This is a genomic window from Priestia sp. D51 (assembly GCF_053345675.1).
The window spans coordinates 215,182-232,766 of record NZ_JBLTIR010000001.1; the positions used below are offsets into that span (position 1 = coordinate 215,182).

Below are 17,585 nucleotides of genomic sequence, written 5' to 3' on the forward strand. Positions count from 1 at the left end.
TTCCTACTTACTTTAAAGTAGTAGGGAGTTAAATAGATAATGATTGAGGTTTGAACTGATAGGCTATCTGCATTATCTAATTTAGAAATCACTACTTAAAATGATTTTGGAGGGAAACATTCATGTCTGCAAAATGGGAAAAACAAGAAGGAAATCAAGGCGTTTTAACAGTAGAAGTTGAAGCTGCTGAGTTTGATAAAGCCTTAGATAAAGCATTCACAAAAGTTGTAAAACAAGTAAACGTACCAGGGTTCCGTAAAGGTAAAATGCCTCGTCCACTTTTCGAAAAACGTTTTGGCGTAGAGTCTTTATACCAAGATGCACTAGACATCTTATTACCTGAAGCTTACAGCAATGCAATTGTTGAAGCTGGTATCGAGCCGGTTGATCGTCCAGAAATCGATGTTGAAACAATTGAAAAAGGACAACCTCTAGTTTTCACTGCTAAAGTAACTGTTAAGCCTGAAGTTAAATTAGGCGAATACAAAAACTTAGAAGTAGAAAAAGTAGATACAACTGTAACAGACGAAGACGTTGAAGCTGAATTAAAAACACTTCAAGAGCGTCACGCTGAACTAGTTGTTAAAGAAGAAGGAACAGTAGCTGAAGGCGATACAGCTGTAATCGACTTTGAAGGTTTCGTTGATGGCGAAGCATTTGAAGGCGGAAAAGGCGAAAACTATTCTTTAGAAATCGGTTCTAACACATTCATCCCTGGCTTTGAAGAGCAACTAGTTGGTCTTGAAGTAGGCGCTGAAAAAGAAGTGGAAGTAACATTCCCTGAAGAGTATCACGCTGAAGAGCTAGCTGGTAAAGCTGCTAAATTCCAAGTGAAATTACATGAAATCAAATCTAAAGAGCTTCCAGCTTTAGACGATGAGTTTGCAAAAGACGTAGATGAAGAAGTAGAAACTTTAGAAGCGTTAAAAGCAAAAACAAAAGAAAAATTACAAAGCGATAAAGAAAACCAAGCAGAATCAGCTCTTCGCGACACTTTAGTAGAAAAAGCTGCTGAAAATGCTGAAGTAGAAATTCCAGAAGCAATGTTCAACACTGAAATGGATCGTATGATGCAAGAGTTTGAACAACGTTTACAAATGCAAGGTCTTAACCTTGAACTTTACTTCCAATTCTCAGGTCAAGATGAAAAAGCTCTTCGCGACCAAATGCGTCCGGATGCTGAAAAGCGTGTGAAAATCAACTTAACGCTAGAAGCTATTTCAAAAGCTGAAAATCTTGAAGTAAGCGAAGAAGAAGTAGAAAAAGAATTAGAAAACATGGCAGGAATGTACAACATGCCTGTCGAAGAAATTAAGAAAGTGCTTGGCAGTCTTGATAGCATTAAAGAAGACATGAAAGTACGTAAAGCAGTTGAATTTCTTGTAGAAAACAGCAAAGCTGTTGCATAATAGTAAGTAAGAAACAAGGCGCGACTTGATCGTGCCTTGTTTTATAAACTTCAATAGTTTTTTTATATCATAACCAACACCGTAGAAGCAGCTTTAACCCATTGTTTGAAATCCGTGGTTATGAAATAGGCCCAATAAGAGGACACTATATAATAGCAGATCTTCATTCTGTTATGCTCATCAACAACATATACATAAAACGTTTTAGTATCTATTCAAGAAAATGTATGGTAAAATGCAATACAAATCTTTTCATAGCGCTTTTACTATGTGATAAAGAGGGGCATTTACCTACAAATAGATGAGTTGTTCATGTTGTTGGGCTATAGCGCGGATAGAAATCAGCTTCGAGCACTTTAGTAAATACTACAAGGGGTGAAAATTATGTTTAAATTTAACGATGAAAAAGGGCAGTTAAAATGCTCATTTTGTGGTAAAACACAAGAACAAGTACGCAAGTTAGTTGCGGGTCCAGGTGTTTACATATGCGATGAATGTATTGAACTTTGCACGGAAATCGTAGAAGAAGAGTTAGGTACAGAAGAAGAAGTAGAATTTAAAGATGTACCAAAACCAAAAGAAATTCGTGACATTTTAGATGAGTATGTAATTGGTCAAGAGGATGCGAAAAAATCGTTATCTGTTGCAGTATACAACCATTACAAACGAATCAATTCAAACAGTAAAATTGATGACGTTGAGTTATCAAAAAGTAATATTGCATTAATTGGACCTACAGGAAGCGGTAAAACTTTACTAGCTCAAACATTGGCTCGTATTTTAAACGTACCGTTTGCGATTGCAGATGCAACATCTCTAACAGAAGCGGGTTATGTAGGAGAAGATGTTGAAAACATCTTATTAAAATTAATTCAATCAGCTGATTACGATGTGGAGAAAGCTGAAAAAGGTATCATCTACATCGATGAAATTGATAAAGTAGCGCGTAAGTCTGAAAACCCATCTATTACACGTGATGTATCAGGTGAAGGTGTGCAGCAGGCTCTTCTTAAAATCTTAGAAGGTACTGTAGCAAGTGTTCCTCCTCAAGGTGGACGCAAACACCCTCATCAAGAATTTATTCAAATTGATACAACAAATATCTTATTTATTTGCGGTGGTGCGTTTGACGGAATCGAACCTATTATTAAGCGCCGTCTAGGTAAAAAAGTAATTGGTTTCGGTTCAGAAACAAAACAACAAGACTTTACAGAAAAAGAGTTACTAGCAAAAGTATTACCGGAAGATTTATTAAAATTTGGTTTAATTCCAGAGTTTATTGGTCGTTTACCGGTTACTGCTAGCTTAGTGCCTCTTGATGAAGAAGCGCTAGTTGAGATTTTAACAAAACCGAAAAATGCACTAGTGAAACAATATCAAAAAATGCTTGAACTTGATGACGTTGAACTTGAGTTCGAAGACGAGGCTTTAGTAGAAATTTCTAAAAAAGCAATCGAGCGTAAAACAGGTGCTCGTGGTCTACGTTCAATCATTGAAGGTATTATGTTAGATGTAATGTTTGATCTTCCTTCACGTGATGATATTACAAAATGTATTATCACAGGTGAAACAGTTCGTGATCAAGCGGCTCCTAAGTTCGTATTAGAAGACGGATCTACTATTCAAGAAGGCAGCAAAACATCAGCATAAAAAAAGCCGGGTACTCAATTTGAGTACCCGGCTTTTTTCTGTTGATGAAGGACAACTAAATTTTACTTTTTACTAGAATCTTGTTTATTCCTACTGCTGCAGGGAGATAATAACTGATAATTATCTTACTAAACTGCGCAGGAGGTTTATCCATGAACTGGACGAATATTGCCTTAATGGTCCAACTCTTTTTTGGTATCATCATTGGCTTATATTTTTGGAATTTATTACGCAATCAGCGTACGCAAAAAGTCTCAATTGACCGGGATTCAAAGAAAGAAATGGAGCAACTGCAGAAGATGAGAGCCATCTCTTTAACTGAGCCGCTTGCCGAACGTGTGAGGCCGTCTAGCTTCTCCGATATTGTCGGACAAGAAGATGGAATTCGGTCACTAAAGGCTGCCCTTTGCGGTCCTAATCCACAGCACGTTATTGTATACGGGCCGCCTGGAGTAGGAAAAACAGCAGCAGCACGTTTAGTGTTAGAAGAAGCAAAGAAAAATAAAAAATCACCTTTTAAACAAGCAGCTGTATTTGTAGAGTTAGATGCAACTACGGCGCGTTTTGATGAGCGAGGCATTGCAGATCCTTTAATTGGATCAGTGCATGACCCCATTTACCAAGGCGCAGGCGCTATGGGCCAAGCTGGAATTCCGCAGCCAAAACAAGGAGCAGTTACAGATGCACACGGGGGAATTTTATTTATTGATGAAATTGGAGAACTCCATCCTATTCAGATGAATAAGCTGTTAAAGGTTCTAGAAGATCGAAAAGTGTTTATGGAAAGCGCCTATTACAGCGAAGAAAATACACAAATTCCAACACATATTCACGATATTTTTCAAAATGGTTTACCAGCCGACTTTCGCTTGATTGGTGCGACGACTAGAACGCCTAATGAAATTCCGCCTGCCATTCGTTCCAGATGCGTAGAGGTATTTTTCCGTGAGCTTGATCGCGACGAAATTATTACAGTTGCAAAAAAAGCAGCAAATAAAGTCAGAATGGATATATCAGAAGAAGGTTTATCTCTGTTTTCTACATATGCACGCAATGGACGTGAAACGGTTAATATGATGCAAATTGCGGCTGGACTAGCGATATCAGAGGAACGAACGGACATTAAAAATGAAGATATTGAATGGATTGTTCATTCTAGTCAACTATCTCCAAGACACGATCCGAAAATTGCAGATGAGGAAAAAGTGGGGCTTATTAATGGATTAGCCGTGTACGGGCCCAACTCTGGAGCACTTTTAGAAATTGAGGTCAAAGCGATTCCTGCAAAAGAGAAAGGGAACATTATTATTACGGGTATCGTTGAAGAGGAAAGTATAGGGACTCAAGGGAAGTCTATTCGTCGTAAAAGTATGGCTAAAAGCTCAATTGAAAATGTCATAACGGTTCTTCGCTCAATGGATGTGCCAGCCGATGAGTATGATATCCACGTGAATTTTCCGGGAGGTGTGCCAATCGATGGACCTTCTGCTGGTATTGCTATGGCAACAGGGATCTACTCAGCAATTTATGAAGTCCCAATCAAACACACGGTAGCAATGACAGGAGAAATTGGTCTGCACGGCAACGTAAAGCCAATTGGCGGCGTAATTCCAAAAATCAAGGCAGCAAAACAAGCAGGCGTTCAGACGGTGATTGTGCCAAAAGAAAATATGAATGCAATGGTAGAAAAGGTAAAAGGTATCGATATTATTCCTGTCCATCATTTAACAGAGGTGTTTGAACAAGCACTATTGTCTGTACATGAGCATGTTGCACATTTGTCGGTAGATCCAGCTATTCCAAATAGAGAATCTAGCTAATTCTATCATGATAATTAAAAATTAATGGTCAGATGAATATTCATCGCCTTTTTCGCGTATAAAACCTTTATACACAGCCAACGAAAAAGGCGTTTTTTTATGAAAAGAGCTTAAAAAGATATATTTTGCCTTTTAATTCTTTCTCATGATACAATTAGTAATTACTATTGTTAGACAATGTGTATACAAATGAGATAAAATTGTTAAAAGAATTCACACTTTACATACTTTAATTGACGAGCATTGGAGGTGTTCATTGCATGGCAGAAAAAGAAAAATTGACAATGCCGCTACTGCCTTTACGAGGTTTGATCGTCTATCCGACAATGGTGCTTCATTTAGATGTTGGGCGAGACAAATCTGTGCAAGCATTAGAAAAAGCAATGATGGATGATCACTTAGTTTGTTTAGTATCACAAAAAGATATGGGTATCGATGAACCAACAAAAGAGGATTTATATAGAACCGGTACGTTGGCAAAAATTAAACAAATGCTAAAGCTGCCGAATGGAACGATGCGCGTCTTAGTAGAAGGACTAAATCGCGTAACCGTTACAGAATTTGAAGACAGCGAAGAATATTTTGTTGTACACGTGGAAAAGCAAAATGAAGAACATCAGGTTGATGTAGAAGATAAAGCGCTGATGCGCACGCTTTTAGACTATTTCGAACAATACATAAAACTTTCCAAAAAGGTGTCCGTTGAAACTCTTTCAACCGTAAGTGACATTGAAGAACCAGGAAGATTAGCAGATATTGTAGCCTCTCATTTACCAATAAAAATTCAGCTTAAACAAGAAATTTTAGAAACAACTGATGTGAAAGAAAGATTAAATACGATCATTTCTCATATTCAAGACGAGCAAGAAGTTTTGCAGCTGGAGAAAAAAATTGGACAGCGTGTAAAGAAATCAATGGAACGCACTCAGAAAGAGTATTATCTTCGTGAGCAAATGAAGGCGATTCAAAAAGAGCTTGGAGACAAAGAAGGAAAGACAGGAGAAGTAGCAACGCTTCGCGAAAAAATTGAAGCAAGTGGGATGACGGACCATGTCAAACAAGTGGCGTTTAAAGAATTGGATCGCTATGAAAAAATTCCTGCTACCTCCGCTGAAAGCTCAGTCATTCGAAATTATATCGAGTGGTTGATTGCGCTACCTTGGACAAACGAAACGGAAGACACGCTCAATATTCATAATGCTGAACAAGTGCTGAACGATGAGCACTATGGCCTTGAAAAAGTGAAGGAACGCGTATTAGAATATCTAGCCGTGCAGCAGTTGACAAAATCTCTTAAAGGCCCTATTTTATGTTTAGCAGGACCTCCTGGCGTAGGGAAAACATCCCTAGCCCGCTCAATTGCTACGTCTCTAGATCGTCATTTTGTACGAGTATCTCTAGGCGGTGTGAGAGATGAGTCAGAAATCCGCGGTCATCGTCGCACGTACGTGGGAGCTATGCCTGGACGCATTATTCAAGGAATGAAAAAAGCAGGAACGATTAACCCTGTATTTCTGCTTGATGAAATCGATAAAATGTCAAATGATTTCCGAGGAGACCCGTCTTCTGCTTTGTTAGAAGTATTGGATCCTGAACAAAATCATAATTTCAGCGATCACTATATAGAAGAAACGTATGATTTATCAAAAGTGATGTTCGTGGCTACAGCTAATAACTTAGCTACGATTCCGGGGCCGCTGCGCGATCGAATGGAAATTATTCAAATTGCTGGTTACACGGAGCTGGAAAAGCTTGAAATCGCGAAGCGTCACCTATTGCTGCGCCAGCTAGAAAATCACGGATTGCAAAAGGGCAATTTGCAGATTCGCGATGACGCCTTAACAGCAATCATACGTTTATATACGAGAGAAGCTGGTGTTCGTAACCTTGAACGCGAAATTGCTTCCATTTGTCGAAAAGCAGCTCGTATCGTAGTCTCTGGTGAGAAAAAGCGCGTGGTGGTGACGGCCAAAACGCTTGAAGAATTCCTTGGTAAGCCTAGGTTCCGCTACGGACAGGCTGAGACGGAAGATCAAGTTGGCGTTGCTACAGGTCTTGCTTACACAACTGTAGGAGGAGACACGCTGGCCATTGAAGTAAGCTTATCCCCTGGTAAAGGAAGACTAGTGCTAACCGGAAAGCTTGGAGACGTGATGAAAGAATCAGCTCAGGCGGCATTTAGCTACGTGCGTTCAAATGCAGAGAAACTAGGAATTGATGAGAAGTTTTATGAAAAAAATGATATTCATATCCATGTTCCAGAAGGAGCTGTACCAAAGGATGGACCTTCTGCAGGAATTACCATTGCCACTGCTCTAGTATCAGCACTAACGGGTAAACCAGTGCGTAGAGAAGTAGGAATGACAGGAGAAATTACACTAAGAGGTCGCGTATTACCAATAGGTGGTTTAAAAGAAAAGTCACTTAGTGCACACCGTGCCGGATTAACTAAAATATTAATCCCTCACGATAATGAACGTGATATTGAAGATATCCCTGACAGTGTACAAGAGGAATTAGACATCGTTCTTGTGTCACATGTGGACCAAGTATTGGAACATGCGCTAATAGGAGAGGTAAAATGAAAGTAACTCAAGCCGATATTGTTATCAGTGCCGTACGCCCTGAACAATATCCTAAAGAAAACCTGCCAGAATTTGCGTTAGCAGGCCGTTCAAATGTAGGAAAATCATCTTTTATTAATAAGATGCTCAATCGCAAAAGCTTAGCGCGTACGTCGTCTAAGCCTGGAAAAACTCAAACGCTTAACTTCTTTTTAATTAATGAAATCCTTCACTTTGTAGACGTACCTGGCTACGGATTTGCAAAAGTGTCTAAAAAAGAGCGTGAAGCATGGGGGAAAATGATTGAAACGTATTTAACAAATCGTGAGCAGCTTAAAGCTGTGTTAATGATTGTTGATCTACGCCATGCTCCTTCAAAGGATGACGTTATGATGTATGAGTTTTTGAAGCACCATGACCTTCCCGTTATGGTTATTGCGACGAAAGCCGATAAAATTCCTAAAGGAAAATGGCAGAAGCACTTAAAAGTAGTGAGAGAAACGCTGGATTTAGATCCAAATGATGAATTAATTCATTTCTCATCTGAAACAGGTGAAGGAAAAGATAAAGCGTGGAAATCTTTGCAGTATCGCATGACTCACTAAACAAAGGAATAGAAGCTAAAACAATGGAACGTTTATCATCACTCTACCAGGAAGTGAGTCAAACGTTCCATTTTTTTAACTTGTTTACATAGATTACTTTCGTTTGAAAAATAATAAATATAGCCCAACTAGTAACAATAAAATAGGCCAGAAGGTTGTTAAATAATTTACGCCGTCTTCAACTTTTGGCAAAAATAGTTTAAGACGGTCTGAAAACATCATTAAAATGGCAATAATTAAAAGGGTGCCGCCTTGGAAAAAGCCCGATTTGGCTTTTCTAGCACTGAGTAAAAAGCTAATGGCCACCATAAAAACGACCATGCTAATATTCGTAGGCCAAAAGGGAATTTGTTCACTTACATAGAAATGAATACCTAAAGTGATTAATATGTAACTTGCAAGCAAGTTTGAATGATCTTGAGATAAAGCAGACTCAGTTAACAGTGCCGCTCCTATTAAAATTAACAGTACAGGCCACGTGTATACCTTTGCTGCAATGCTCATATGTAGTTCATTCAGTAAGAAAAAGATTCCAAATCCAACTAGTAAGACACCAAAAAACATTGATTGCTTTTTCATAGTAACCTCCAGGTGTTTCAAAACAGAAAACGTGATAAAACGCTGCTTTTTTGATACAATTTATTACGGAATAACAGTTAATATCTTAACACATGTTTTCAAAGACTGTTCACATTTTTTTTTCGAATGACTTATAGAACATGTTATAATAGTTAGAGATAAGGCGAAGATTACATCTGTGTAATGTCCGCCGGTTTTTACGAATAGTAGAATGAAGAACGCCGGATTTTACGGGCAGTTATCTCACTGTAGCTCTTTGGAAATTTAGGGGTTACTGCCCGTCAAATTCGGATAAATAAGCACATTTCAATTATAGGGGGTATGTACAAATGCATATTATAGCAGTCGGCTTAAACTTTCGAACAGCCCCTGTTGAAATAAGAGAAAAGCTTAGTTTTAATGAGCAAGAACTAGCATCTGCCATGAAAACGTTAAGCGGCCAAAAAAGCATTTTGGAGAACATCATTGTTTCAACATGCAATCGTACGGAAATTTATGCTGTTGTTGATCAATTACACACGGGCCGTTATTATGTAAAAGCATTTTTAGCTGAATGGTTCGGAATAGATAAAGAAGAGTTTTCGCCTTATTTAACGATCTATGAAAATGATGGAGCCATCGAACACTTATACCGAGTAGCATGTGGATTAGATTCAATGGTGATTGGCGAAACACAAATTCTTGGACAAGTGCGTTCAAGCTTTTTGCTTGCTCAAGAAGAAGAAACAATTGGAACGGTTTTTAATCAGCTGTTTAAACAAGCAGTGACATTAGCTAAAAAAGCTCATCATGAAACAGAAATTGGTGCGAATGCAGTTTCTGTCAGCTATGCAGCCGTAGAGCTTGCTAAAAAGATTTTTGGAGACTTATCATCCAAACATGTGTTGATTCTTGGTGCGGGAAAAATGGGTCAGCTTGCCGTACAGAATTTATATGGCAGCGGGGCTAAAAAAGTAACGGTAGTGAATCGAACATTTGAAAAGGCACAGGAGCTAGCAAACCGTTTTGCTGGAGAAGCCAAACCATTTGCTGATCTTCAACATGCTTTAAGCGAAGCAGATATCTTAATTAGTTCAACAGGAGCTAATGACTATGTAGTAACGAAACAAATGATGAGTGAAGCCGAGCGTACGCGTAAAGGCCGCCCATTGTTTATGGTAGACATCGCCGTTCCGCGTGACTTAGATCCAGAACTAGATGAGCTAGAGACGGTCTTTTTATACGATATCGACGATTTAAACGGGATTGTAGAATCCAATTTGCAAGAGCGTCAAAAAGCTGCGGATGAAATTGAAATTATGCTTGAAGCTGAAATTGTTGCTTTCAAGTCTTGGCTTGGTACATTAGGCGTTGTGCCTGTTATTTCTGCACTTCGTCAAAAAGCACTTACCATTCAAGCTGAAACGATGAAAAGCATTGATCGTAAGCTCCCAGATTTATCTGAGCGTGAGCGCAAAGTGTTAAATAAACATACAAAAAGTATAATTAATCAACTTCTTCGCGATCCAATTTTACACGCGAAAGAATTGGCTGGAGAGAAACATGCTGAAGAGTCTTTAGAGCTGTTCATGAAGATTTTTAATATTGAACAGGAAGTTGCTTTGCAAAAAGAAAAAGAAGAGCAGCTTCATACATCGATTATGTCTCATTCAGTAGCTTATCAGTCTTAAGTGAGGATTGAATAATGGTTGATATGGAATTAACCAGAATCTATGAATTGATTGTGATTTTATACGCGGTGAGCGTTTTATTATATTTTATTGATTTTGTACAAAATAACCGGAAGGCAAACTCGATAGCCTTCTGGTTACTTTCTATTGTGTGGGTTTTGCAAACAGCCTTTTTAATTTTACGAATGTTTGATACGGGGAGATTTCCAATTCTCACCGTTTCTGAAGGGCTGTATTTTTACGCGTGGGTGTTAATTACTCTTTCACTTGTGATTAATCGTTTATTCCGCGTTGATTTTATGGTATTTTTTACAAATGTGATTGGTTTCTTAATTATGGCTATTCATACGTTTGCTCCACTTGAAACATATACGGCTGTCCAGTCGGAGCGCCTTGTGTCAGAATTATTAATCATCCATATTACCATGGCTATTTTATCTTACGGCGCTTTTTCAGTCTCGTTTGTTTTTTCTGCTCTGTATCTCGTTCAGTATAATTTATTGAAAAAGAAGAAATGGGGCAAGCGCTTGCTAAGAATTGAAGATTTAACAAAGCTAGACTACATGTCCTATGTATTAATTTTAATTGGTGTACCGCTGTTATTGCTTTCGTTAATCTTAGGAATCATATGGGCTTATATTAAATACGTAGATTTTCATTGGTACGATACAAAAGTGTTAGGTTCATTTTTAATGTTTGTTGCATACAGCGCTTACTTGTATGCTAGACTGCGCAGAGGTATTCAAGGTAAGGCAATCGCGATGTGGAATATTGGGTTGTTCTTAGTCTTACTTATTAATTTCTTTTTATTTGGCAGTTTATCGAATTTTCACTTTTGGGGTTCGTAATTAGGAGGACAACATGCGAAAAATTATTGTCGGCTCTCGTCGAAGCAAACTTGCGTTAACACAGACCAAGTGGGTCATTGAACAGTTAAAAAAACAAGGTCTTCCTTTTGAGTTTGAAATTAAAGAAATGGTTACAAAAGGGGATCAAATTTTAAATGTAACGCTGTCCAAAGTAGGCGGTAAAGGTCTTTTTGTAAAAGAAATTGAACAGGCCATGTTAGATGAAGAAATTGATATGGCCGTTCATAGTATGAAAGATATGCCGGCTGTTTTGCCAGAAGGATTAACGATTGGATGTATTCCTTTACGAGAAGATCATCGTGATGCGCTTATTTCAAAAAATGGTGAGCGATTTGAGGACTTACCAAGCGGTGCTGTGATTGGGACAAGCAGCTTGCGTCGAGGGGCACAGCTTCTATCTATGCGTTCAGATATCGAAATTAAATGGATTCGAGGAAATATCGACACACGCCTAGAGAAATTAAAAAATGAAGATTACGATGCGATTATCTTGGCAGCTGCAGGACTATCTCGTATGGGCTGGTCAAAAGATACGGTCACTCAGTACCTAGAGCCGGAAATAAGCGTTCCCGCTGTAGGACAAGGAGCTTTAGCTATTGAATGCCGAGAAAATGACGGTGAATTATTATCGCTTCTTCAAGCTCTAAATCATGATGAAACGGCTCGTGCTGTTAGCGCTGAACGAGTATTTTTAAAAGAGATGGAAGGCGGATGTCAAGTGCCGATTGCGGGATACGGACGTATAGTAGACGGTGGAAACATTGAGCTAACGTCGCTAGTTGCGTCTCCTGATGGCAAAACGATTTATAAAGAGCACATTACGGGAAAAGACCCCGTTGCTATCGGTTCAGAGGCTGCTGAGCGTTTAACCTCTCAAGGAGCTAAGCTTTTAATTGATCGTGTAAAAGAGGAGCTGGACAAGTAATGAGTCATGAGGCTCCTCTTTTTTTGAAAAAAGTTTTGATTACAAGAGAAGCGAAGCAGGCTCATTCATTTGCAGCACAGATTAAAAAGCTTGGAGGCACACCTTTAAGTTTACCAGTCCTTACGTTCGCACGTTCGAACAATGAACAAGAAGTGGAAGACGTCCTGCTGTCGATTAATTCATTTGACTGGGTTGTTTTTACAAGTCAAAACGGCATTTCTTTTTTCTTTGAATGGCTAAAAGAGTTAAATATCAGTCGGAGTGCTTTAAAAAGATTAAAAGTGGCTGCGGTTGGAGAAAAAACCGCAAAATTGCTGGAAAAATACGATGTTAACGTGCAACTTGTTCCAAAAGAATACGTTGCCGAATCACTTCTTGAGTCGTTAAAAGCAAATGTGTTACATCACGAGCGAGTTCTCCTTGTACGAGGACAATTAGCCCGCTCTGTTTTAAAAGATGGGTTAAAAGAGTGTGAGGTAACGGATTTAGTTGTATATCAGACCATTCGAAATCAAGGCTCTGAACGCTTGGTTAAGCAACATTTAGAAACAGGAATTGATGCCATTACTTTTACAAGTTCTTCTACAGTGAGATTTTTTGTCGAGTCAGTTAAAGATATTCCGAATTGGCTTGAGCTTATAAATGAAACCAAAGTTGTTTGCATCGGTCCTATTACGAGTCAGACAGCGAGCGAATATGGAATTAAGCATCTTGTTCCTAACACATACACAATAAATGGTATGATAGATATGTTGGTTAGTTGTTTTGAATAATAAAGGAGGATTTTAACATGAAAGATTTACAATTTACACGTCATCGTCGTCTTCGTAATTCTGTAAATATGCGTGCGCTTGTACGTGAAACACATTTACACCCTGAAGACTTTATATATCCTATTTTTATTGTAGAAGGTGAACAAAAAAGAAATGCTGTAAAATCAATGCCAGGTGTGGATCAAATTTCTTTAGACTACTTGAATGGTGAAATCCAAGAGCTAGTCGATTTAGGAATTAAGTCAGCTATGGTATTTGGTGTTCCCGCTGAAAAAGATGCTGTTGGCTCACAGGCATACCATGACCACGGAATTGTCCAAAAAGGTATTCGTCAAATTAAAGAAAATTTTCCGGATTTTGTTGTTATCGCAGATACATGCTTGTGTCAATACACAGATCATGGCCACTGTGGTGTAATTGAAGACGGAAAAATCTTAAACGATCCTAGCCTTGACTTATTAGCGCGTACAGCGGTTAGTCAAGCTAAAGCAGGAGCGGATATTATTGCGCCTTCAAACATGATGGACGGTTTCGTGGCAGCTATTCGCCACGGTCTAGACGAAGCTGGATTTGAAGATGTGCCGGTGATGTCTTATGCTGTTAAATATGCATCTGCTTTTTACGGACCATTCCGTGATGCAGCGCATTCTTCTCCTCAATTTGGAGACCGTAAAACATATCAAATGGACCCAGCTAATCGCTTAGAGGCACTTCGAGAAGCGGAATCTGATGTCGAAGAAGGAGCAGATTTCTTAATTGTAAAACCAGCTCTATCATATTTAGATATTATGCGCGATGTGAAAAATACGTTTAATTTACCTGTAGTGGCTTATAATGTGAGCGGTGAATATTCAATGATTAAAGCGGCAGCTCAAAACGGCTGGGTAAATGAAAAAGAGATTGTTCTTGAAAAATTAATTAGCATGAAGCGTGCAGGAGCGGATTTAATTGTAACGTATCATGCTAAAGACGCAGCACGCTGGTTATCTGACAAGTAATTAAGGAGGCTTACACATGAGAAGTTATGAAAAGTCAAAAGCAGCTTTTTTAGAAGCGCAGCAACTAATGCCGGGTGGAGTAAACAGTCCTGTTCGTGCATTTAAATCAGTAGATATGGATCCTATTTTTATGGAACGAGGAAAAGGCGCTACGATTTACGATATTGACGGCAACAAATATATTGACTACGTCTTATCATGGGGACCTTTAATTCACGGACATTCCAACGATCAAGTAGTTGAAGCAGTAAAAAAAGTAACGGAATCTGGTACAAGCTTTGGTGCACCAACATTAATTGAAAATGAGCTCGCTAAAGTTGTGATTGAGCGCGTTCCTTCAATCGAAATCGTCCGTATGGTGAGTTCAGGTACGGAAGCAACGATGAGCGCACTGCGTTTAGCGCGTGGCTATACGGGCCGCAACAAAATTTTAAAATTTGAAGGCTGTTACCATGGACACGGTGACTCTCTTCTCATTAAAGCTGGCTCAGGCGTTGCAACGTTAGGCCTACCAGATAGCCCGGGAGTGCCTGAAGGAATCGCTAAAAACACGATTACAGTGCCGTACAATGATTTAGAAAGCGTACAATATGCTTTTAAAGAATTCGGAGATGACATTGCCGGAGTAATCGTTGAACCGGTAGCAGGAAATATGGGTGTGGTACCGCCTCAGCCCGGTTTCTTACAAGGGCTTCGTGATATCACATCAGAATATGGCTCACTGCTCATTTTTGATGAAGTAATGACAGGGTTCCGCGTAGCGTACAACTGTGCACAGGGCTACTACAACATTACGCCTGACTTAACTTGCTTAGGAAAAGTAATCGGTGGTGGTTTACCAGTAGGTGCTTACGGTGGTAAAGCTGAAATTATGGAGCGAGTTGCACCAAGCGGCCCGATTTATCAAGCAGGTACATTATCAGGTAATCCGCTTGCGATGACAGCTGGATACGAGACATTAACACAGCTGACACCTCAATCCTACGATGAGTTCATTCGTAAAGCAGATCGCTTAGAAGAAGGATTGATGGCAGCAGCTGAAAAATATGATGTGCCGTTTACCGTAAACCGAGCTGGTTCAATGATCGGTTTCTTCTTCACAAACGAACAGGTCATAAATTACGAAACAGCGAAAACATCGAATTTAGATTATTTTGCAGCTTACTATCGTGAAATGGCTAATGAAGGCGTGTTTTTACCTCCTTCTCAATTCGAAGGAATGTTTTTATCAACTTCTCATACAGATGCAGACATTGAACATACAATTGCAGCAGCTGAAAAAGCTTTTTCAAAGTTGCGTGGATAAACAGCTAAATAGAAATAACTTTTATAAAGAAGCTTACGGAGGATTCCGTAAGCTTTTTTAGTTTTCAAGACATATTTTAATTTATTTGTTCATACATCTTTAATGACCGCGCTATTACTTGGCGGGTGTTGGAAGGGGGAGAACAATTTGTCGCAGGATAATTTATCATGTCTGCGTTTTTCCGTAGAAGAATCAGTATGGTTTCAAAAAGGACAGGAAGTCTCACAACTTTTGTCTATCTCCTTAGAGCCTCAAGTATCTATTCAAGAATATGACCAATATGTGTCTATTCGAGGAGCATTGCAATTAACAGGTGAATACGAAACGTACGAGGGAGAGCACTCGTTACGCGAATATACAAATGAGAATCAAGTGCAATCTATCTCTGTCCGTGAAGACGGAACGGCTGAATTATCACATCAATTTCCTGTTGATATTACCATTCCTAAAAATCGTATTCAAAGTATTGAAGATGTATATGTATCTATTGATTTATTTGATTATGAATTACCAGGCACAAATCAGCTGCAGCTAATGGCTGACTTGTCCATCACAGGATTGTACGGGGAACAGCATCAAGAACAAGAACGAGAAGAAGAGGAAGAGTTTGCGGAAGAACAGCACATCGTCTCCTATGAAGAAGTGGACGATGCTGAAGAGGTATATACTGAAAACGTTGCTCAAGAAGAAGAGGAACAAGAGGAGCAAGAGTTTGACGTAAGCTATCGTGAAGCTCCCGCACTTTTAGAGGCAGAGGCTATTGAAGAAGATCATTCAGAAGAGCCTCCTAGTTATTTTTCATCTGTATTTAAAAAAGAATCTCGTGCTGAGCCGGTCGTGGAATATGAAGAGGAAGCATATGAACCATTTGAAGTCGAAGTGAAAAAAGAGGCACCAATCGAGGAAGAAAGAGAAGACAACGTGATTGAGCTCTTTCAGCTTCGTCAAGAGCAAGAAAGCTTCGAAGAATCGCAAGTTAGTGAATTAAATACGTATGCTGACATTCAACAAGAGGTTGAGCAAGAAAAGGAAAAGATTATTGTTGAATTTCGGAAAGAAGAAAATGAAAGCGGCCGAAATGAAAATGCCCTTTATTTAACAAAGCTCTTTTCTCGGGAAGAAGAAGCTTTTTCAACGTGGAAGCTTTGTATTGTTCAAGACGGAGATTCGCTTGATATGATAGCAAACCGCTATAATACGAATGTACAAAACATTTTACGAGTGAATAATTTAGGAGATGAATATGAGTTGGAAGAAGGAAGCATCTTAAATATTCCCGTTCGTTAAAGTCGGAAAGAAAACAGTTTTGACGCATATAATGTCTTAACTGTTTTCTTTATTTTTTACGAGGAAGGAGAATATAGATGCAGCGGACAGTAGCAGACTACAAAGTATTGTTAAAAGAATATGACTTAGATGTTGACTTTATCGAAGACTACGGAAAAGTAAAAAAAGTCTATACAAAAACTGGCGTATTTGCGCTTAAAGAAATGGCGAATCATCAAGAGCGAAATCAGAACTTCATTCAAAAGCTGCAGAACGTGTATCAAAAAGGGTGGATGGGCTTTGTCCCTATTTATCAAACGAAGCGTTCTCAGCCTATTGTTTCAGATGAAAGCGGCTCGTATTACTTAATGCCGTGGCTCCCAAATAACCCAACCGAAGAGCGTGATATTCGATATCATAAATTATTTCAAGAGCTTGCTAAGCTTCACGGCGCTTCGGCGCAGGAAGTAGAAGTGAAAAAAGAAGATATAGAAAATCATTATACATCGATGAAAGAAACGTGGGAAAAACGTCAGGAAGAGCTGAAGCAGTACGTAGTAGAATGCGAGAAGAAAGTGTATATGTCCCCGTTTGAATTGCATTACTGTACATTTTATTATGAAATGACAAGAGCGCTTGAGTTTGGTTTTGGAAAGCTCGATCAGTGGAACGATGAAATGGAAGAAAAGGAAAAGATCCGGCTGGTTACGTCTCATGGAAAGCTATCGGCTAAACATTTTATCTATGACGAACGGGGAAATGGTTTTTTTATTAACTTTGAACATGCAAAAGATGCTTCGCCGATTTATGATTTGGTCTCATTTTATTTCCGTACTCTTCGCACGTACCCAGTAACTACCTATGACAGCTATGAGTGGTTTAGTACGTATGAAAAACATTTTGCTCTCAGAGAAGAGGAAAGACTGCTTTTGCACAGTTATTTAGCGTTTCCAGAACCCTTGTATCAGTGTATCGTTCAATATAGGCAGCATAAAGAAAGTAAAACGGAGCTTGAACATATGCAGTCATTTATTCGAGCATACTGGCTGACGAAAAACATTGAACAGCTCAATATTAAAATATTTGAAGTAGATCAGCAAAAAAAAATGGCAGCGGAAGCAGCTGCACAAGCCCAAGCGAATGAATAGCGC

The 17,585-nt window shown here is 39.0% G+C and carries 14 protein-coding genes; 13 read left to right on the forward strand and 1 reads right to left on the reverse strand.

The features are described from left to right. The first annotated feature begins 122 nt into the window (after positions 1 to 122). From tig to yihA, 5 genes are all read left to right on the forward strand, one after another. Positions 123 to 1,409: a trigger factor gene (gene tig, locus ACNHOZ_RS01150; protein ID WP_028411732.1), complete on the forward strand. Its 1,287-nt coding sequence runs from the start codon at positions 123 to 125 to the stop codon at positions 1,407 to 1,409. A gap of 384 nt (positions 1,410 to 1,793) precedes the next feature. Beyond that, positions 1,794 to 3,059, forward strand: a complete 1,266-nt coding sequence (clpX, locus tag ACNHOZ_RS01155; RefSeq protein WP_013059367.1) for an ATP-dependent protease ATP-binding subunit ClpX — start codon at positions 1,794 to 1,796, stop codon at positions 3,057 to 3,059. 152 nt (positions 3,060 to 3,211) lie between these two features. After that, positions 3,212 to 4,879: an ATP-dependent protease LonB gene (gene lonB / locus ACNHOZ_RS01160; protein ID WP_028411731.1), complete on the forward strand. Its 1,668-nt coding sequence runs from the start codon at positions 3,212 to 3,214 to the stop codon at positions 4,877 to 4,879. A gap of 260 nt (positions 4,880 to 5,139) precedes the next feature. After that, the gene (lon, locus tag ACNHOZ_RS01165; RefSeq protein ID WP_255905711.1) at positions 5,140 to 7,464 is read left to right on the forward strand and encodes an endopeptidase La; all 2,325 of its coding nucleotides are present in this window, start codon (positions 5,140 to 5,142) and stop codon (positions 7,462 to 7,464) included. Continuing rightward, positions 7,461 to 8,048 (forward strand): ribosome biogenesis GTP-binding protein YihA/YsxC, encoded by a 588-nt coding sequence (gene yihA / locus ACNHOZ_RS01170; protein ID WP_013059364.1) that lies wholly within the window; start codon positions 7,461 to 7,463, stop codon positions 8,046 to 8,048. Before lon ends, yihA begins: the two co-directional genes overlap by 4 nt. Before the next feature lie 93 nt (positions 8,049 to 8,141). On the opposite strand, the gene ACNHOZ_RS01175 is transcribed toward yihA, so the two are convergent. Continuing rightward, positions 8,142 to 8,627 (reverse strand): LiaF transmembrane domain-containing protein, encoded by a 486-nt coding sequence (locus ACNHOZ_RS01175; RefSeq protein WP_013059363.1) that lies wholly within the window; start codon positions 8,625 to 8,627, stop codon positions 8,142 to 8,144. A gap of 329 nt (positions 8,628 to 8,956) precedes the next feature. On the opposite strand from ACNHOZ_RS01175, the gene hemA reads away from it, so the two are divergent. The 8 genes from hemA to ysxE all read left to right on the forward strand — a co-directional run bounded on the left by hemA (position 8,957) and on the right by ysxE (position 17,582). Beyond that, entirely contained in the window at positions 8,957 to 10,297 is a 1,341-nt protein-coding gene (hemA, locus tag ACNHOZ_RS01180; RefSeq protein ID WP_048019710.1) for a glutamyl-tRNA reductase, read from the forward strand. A gap of 14 nt (positions 10,298 to 10,311) precedes the next feature. Then, the gene (locus ACNHOZ_RS01185; protein WP_045291104.1) at positions 10,312 to 11,145 is read left to right on the forward strand and encodes a cytochrome C assembly family protein; all 834 of its coding nucleotides are present in this window, start codon (positions 10,312 to 10,314) and stop codon (positions 11,143 to 11,145) included. Positions 11,146 to 11,158: 13 nt separating this feature from the next. After that, positions 11,159 to 12,091 (forward strand): hydroxymethylbilane synthase, encoded by a 933-nt coding sequence (gene hemC / locus ACNHOZ_RS01190; protein ID WP_063248652.1) that lies wholly within the window; start codon positions 11,159 to 11,161, stop codon positions 12,089 to 12,091. Then, a complete protein-coding gene (locus ACNHOZ_RS01195) occupies positions 12,091 to 12,864 on the forward strand; it encodes a uroporphyrinogen-III synthase (RefSeq protein WP_255905710.1) in 774 nt (257 codons plus the stop codon). The genes hemC and ACNHOZ_RS01195 overlap by 1 nt, the downstream gene beginning before the upstream one ends. A 17-nt stretch (positions 12,865 to 12,881) precedes the next feature. Beyond that, entirely contained in the window at positions 12,882 to 13,862 is a 981-nt protein-coding gene (gene hemB / locus ACNHOZ_RS01200; RefSeq protein ID WP_045291099.1) for a porphobilinogen synthase, read from the forward strand. Positions 13,863 to 13,878: 16 nt separating this feature from the next. Beyond that, a complete protein-coding gene (hemL, locus tag ACNHOZ_RS01205) occupies positions 13,879 to 15,168 on the forward strand; it encodes a glutamate-1-semialdehyde 2,1-aminomutase (protein WP_013059357.1) in 1,290 nt (429 codons plus the stop codon). 147 nt (positions 15,169 to 15,315) lie between these two features. Next, positions 15,316 to 16,455, forward strand: coding sequence for a stage VI sporulation protein D (gene spoVID, locus ACNHOZ_RS01210; RefSeq protein ID WP_255905709.1), 1,140 nt, complete (start codon positions 15,316 to 15,318; stop codon positions 16,453 to 16,455). A gap of 77 nt (positions 16,456 to 16,532) precedes the next feature. Then, positions 16,533 to 17,582, forward strand: a complete 1,050-nt coding sequence (gene ysxE, locus ACNHOZ_RS01215) for a spore coat protein YsxE (RefSeq protein ID WP_013085128.1) — start codon at positions 16,533 to 16,535, stop codon at positions 17,580 to 17,582. Positions 17,583 to 17,585 lie beyond the last annotated feature (3 nt).

What these genes read in the sequence shown, in the direction of transcription:
- ACNHOZ_RS01185 (WP_045291104.1), top strand. Translation starts at nt 10,312, where the DNA reads ATGGTTGATATGGAATTAACCAGAATCTATGAATTGATTGTGATTTTA.
- lonB (WP_028411731.1), top strand. Translation starts at nt 3,212, where the DNA reads ATGAACTGGACGAATATTGCCTTAATGGTCCAACTCTTTTTTGGTATC.
- yihA (WP_013059364.1), top strand. Translation starts at nt 7,461, where the DNA reads ATGAAAGTAACTCAAGCCGATATTGTTATCAGTGCCGTACGCCCTGAA.
- hemL (WP_013059357.1), top strand. Translation starts at nt 13,879, where the DNA reads ATGAGAAGTTATGAAAAGTCAAAAGCAGCTTTTTTAGAAGCGCAGCAA.
- tig (WP_028411732.1), top strand. Translation starts at nt 123, where the DNA reads ATGTCTGCAAAATGGGAAAAACAAGAAGGAAATCAAGGCGTTTTAACA.
- ACNHOZ_RS01175 (WP_013059363.1), bottom strand. Translation starts at nt 8,627, where the DNA reads ATGAAAAAGCAATCAATGTTTTTTGGTGTCTTACTAGTTGGATTTGGA.
- clpX (WP_013059367.1), top strand. Translation starts at nt 1,794, where the DNA reads ATGTTTAAATTTAACGATGAAAAAGGGCAGTTAAAATGCTCATTTTGT.
- lon (WP_255905711.1), top strand. Translation starts at nt 5,140, where the DNA reads ATGGCAGAAAAAGAAAAATTGACAATGCCGCTACTGCCTTTACGAGGT.
- hemB (WP_045291099.1), top strand. Translation starts at nt 12,882, where the DNA reads ATGAAAGATTTACAATTTACACGTCATCGTCGTCTTCGTAATTCTGTA.
- hemA (WP_048019710.1), top strand. Translation starts at nt 8,957, where the DNA reads ATGCATATTATAGCAGTCGGCTTAAACTTTCGAACAGCCCCTGTTGAA.
- ACNHOZ_RS01195 (WP_255905710.1), top strand. Translation starts at nt 12,091, where the DNA reads ATGAGTCATGAGGCTCCTCTTTTTTTGAAAAAAGTTTTGATTACAAGA.
- ysxE (WP_013085128.1), top strand. Translation starts at nt 16,533, where the DNA reads ATGCAGCGGACAGTAGCAGACTACAAAGTATTGTTAAAAGAATATGAC.
- hemC (WP_063248652.1), top strand. Translation starts at nt 11,159, where the DNA reads ATGCGAAAAATTATTGTCGGCTCTCGTCGAAGCAAACTTGCGTTAACA.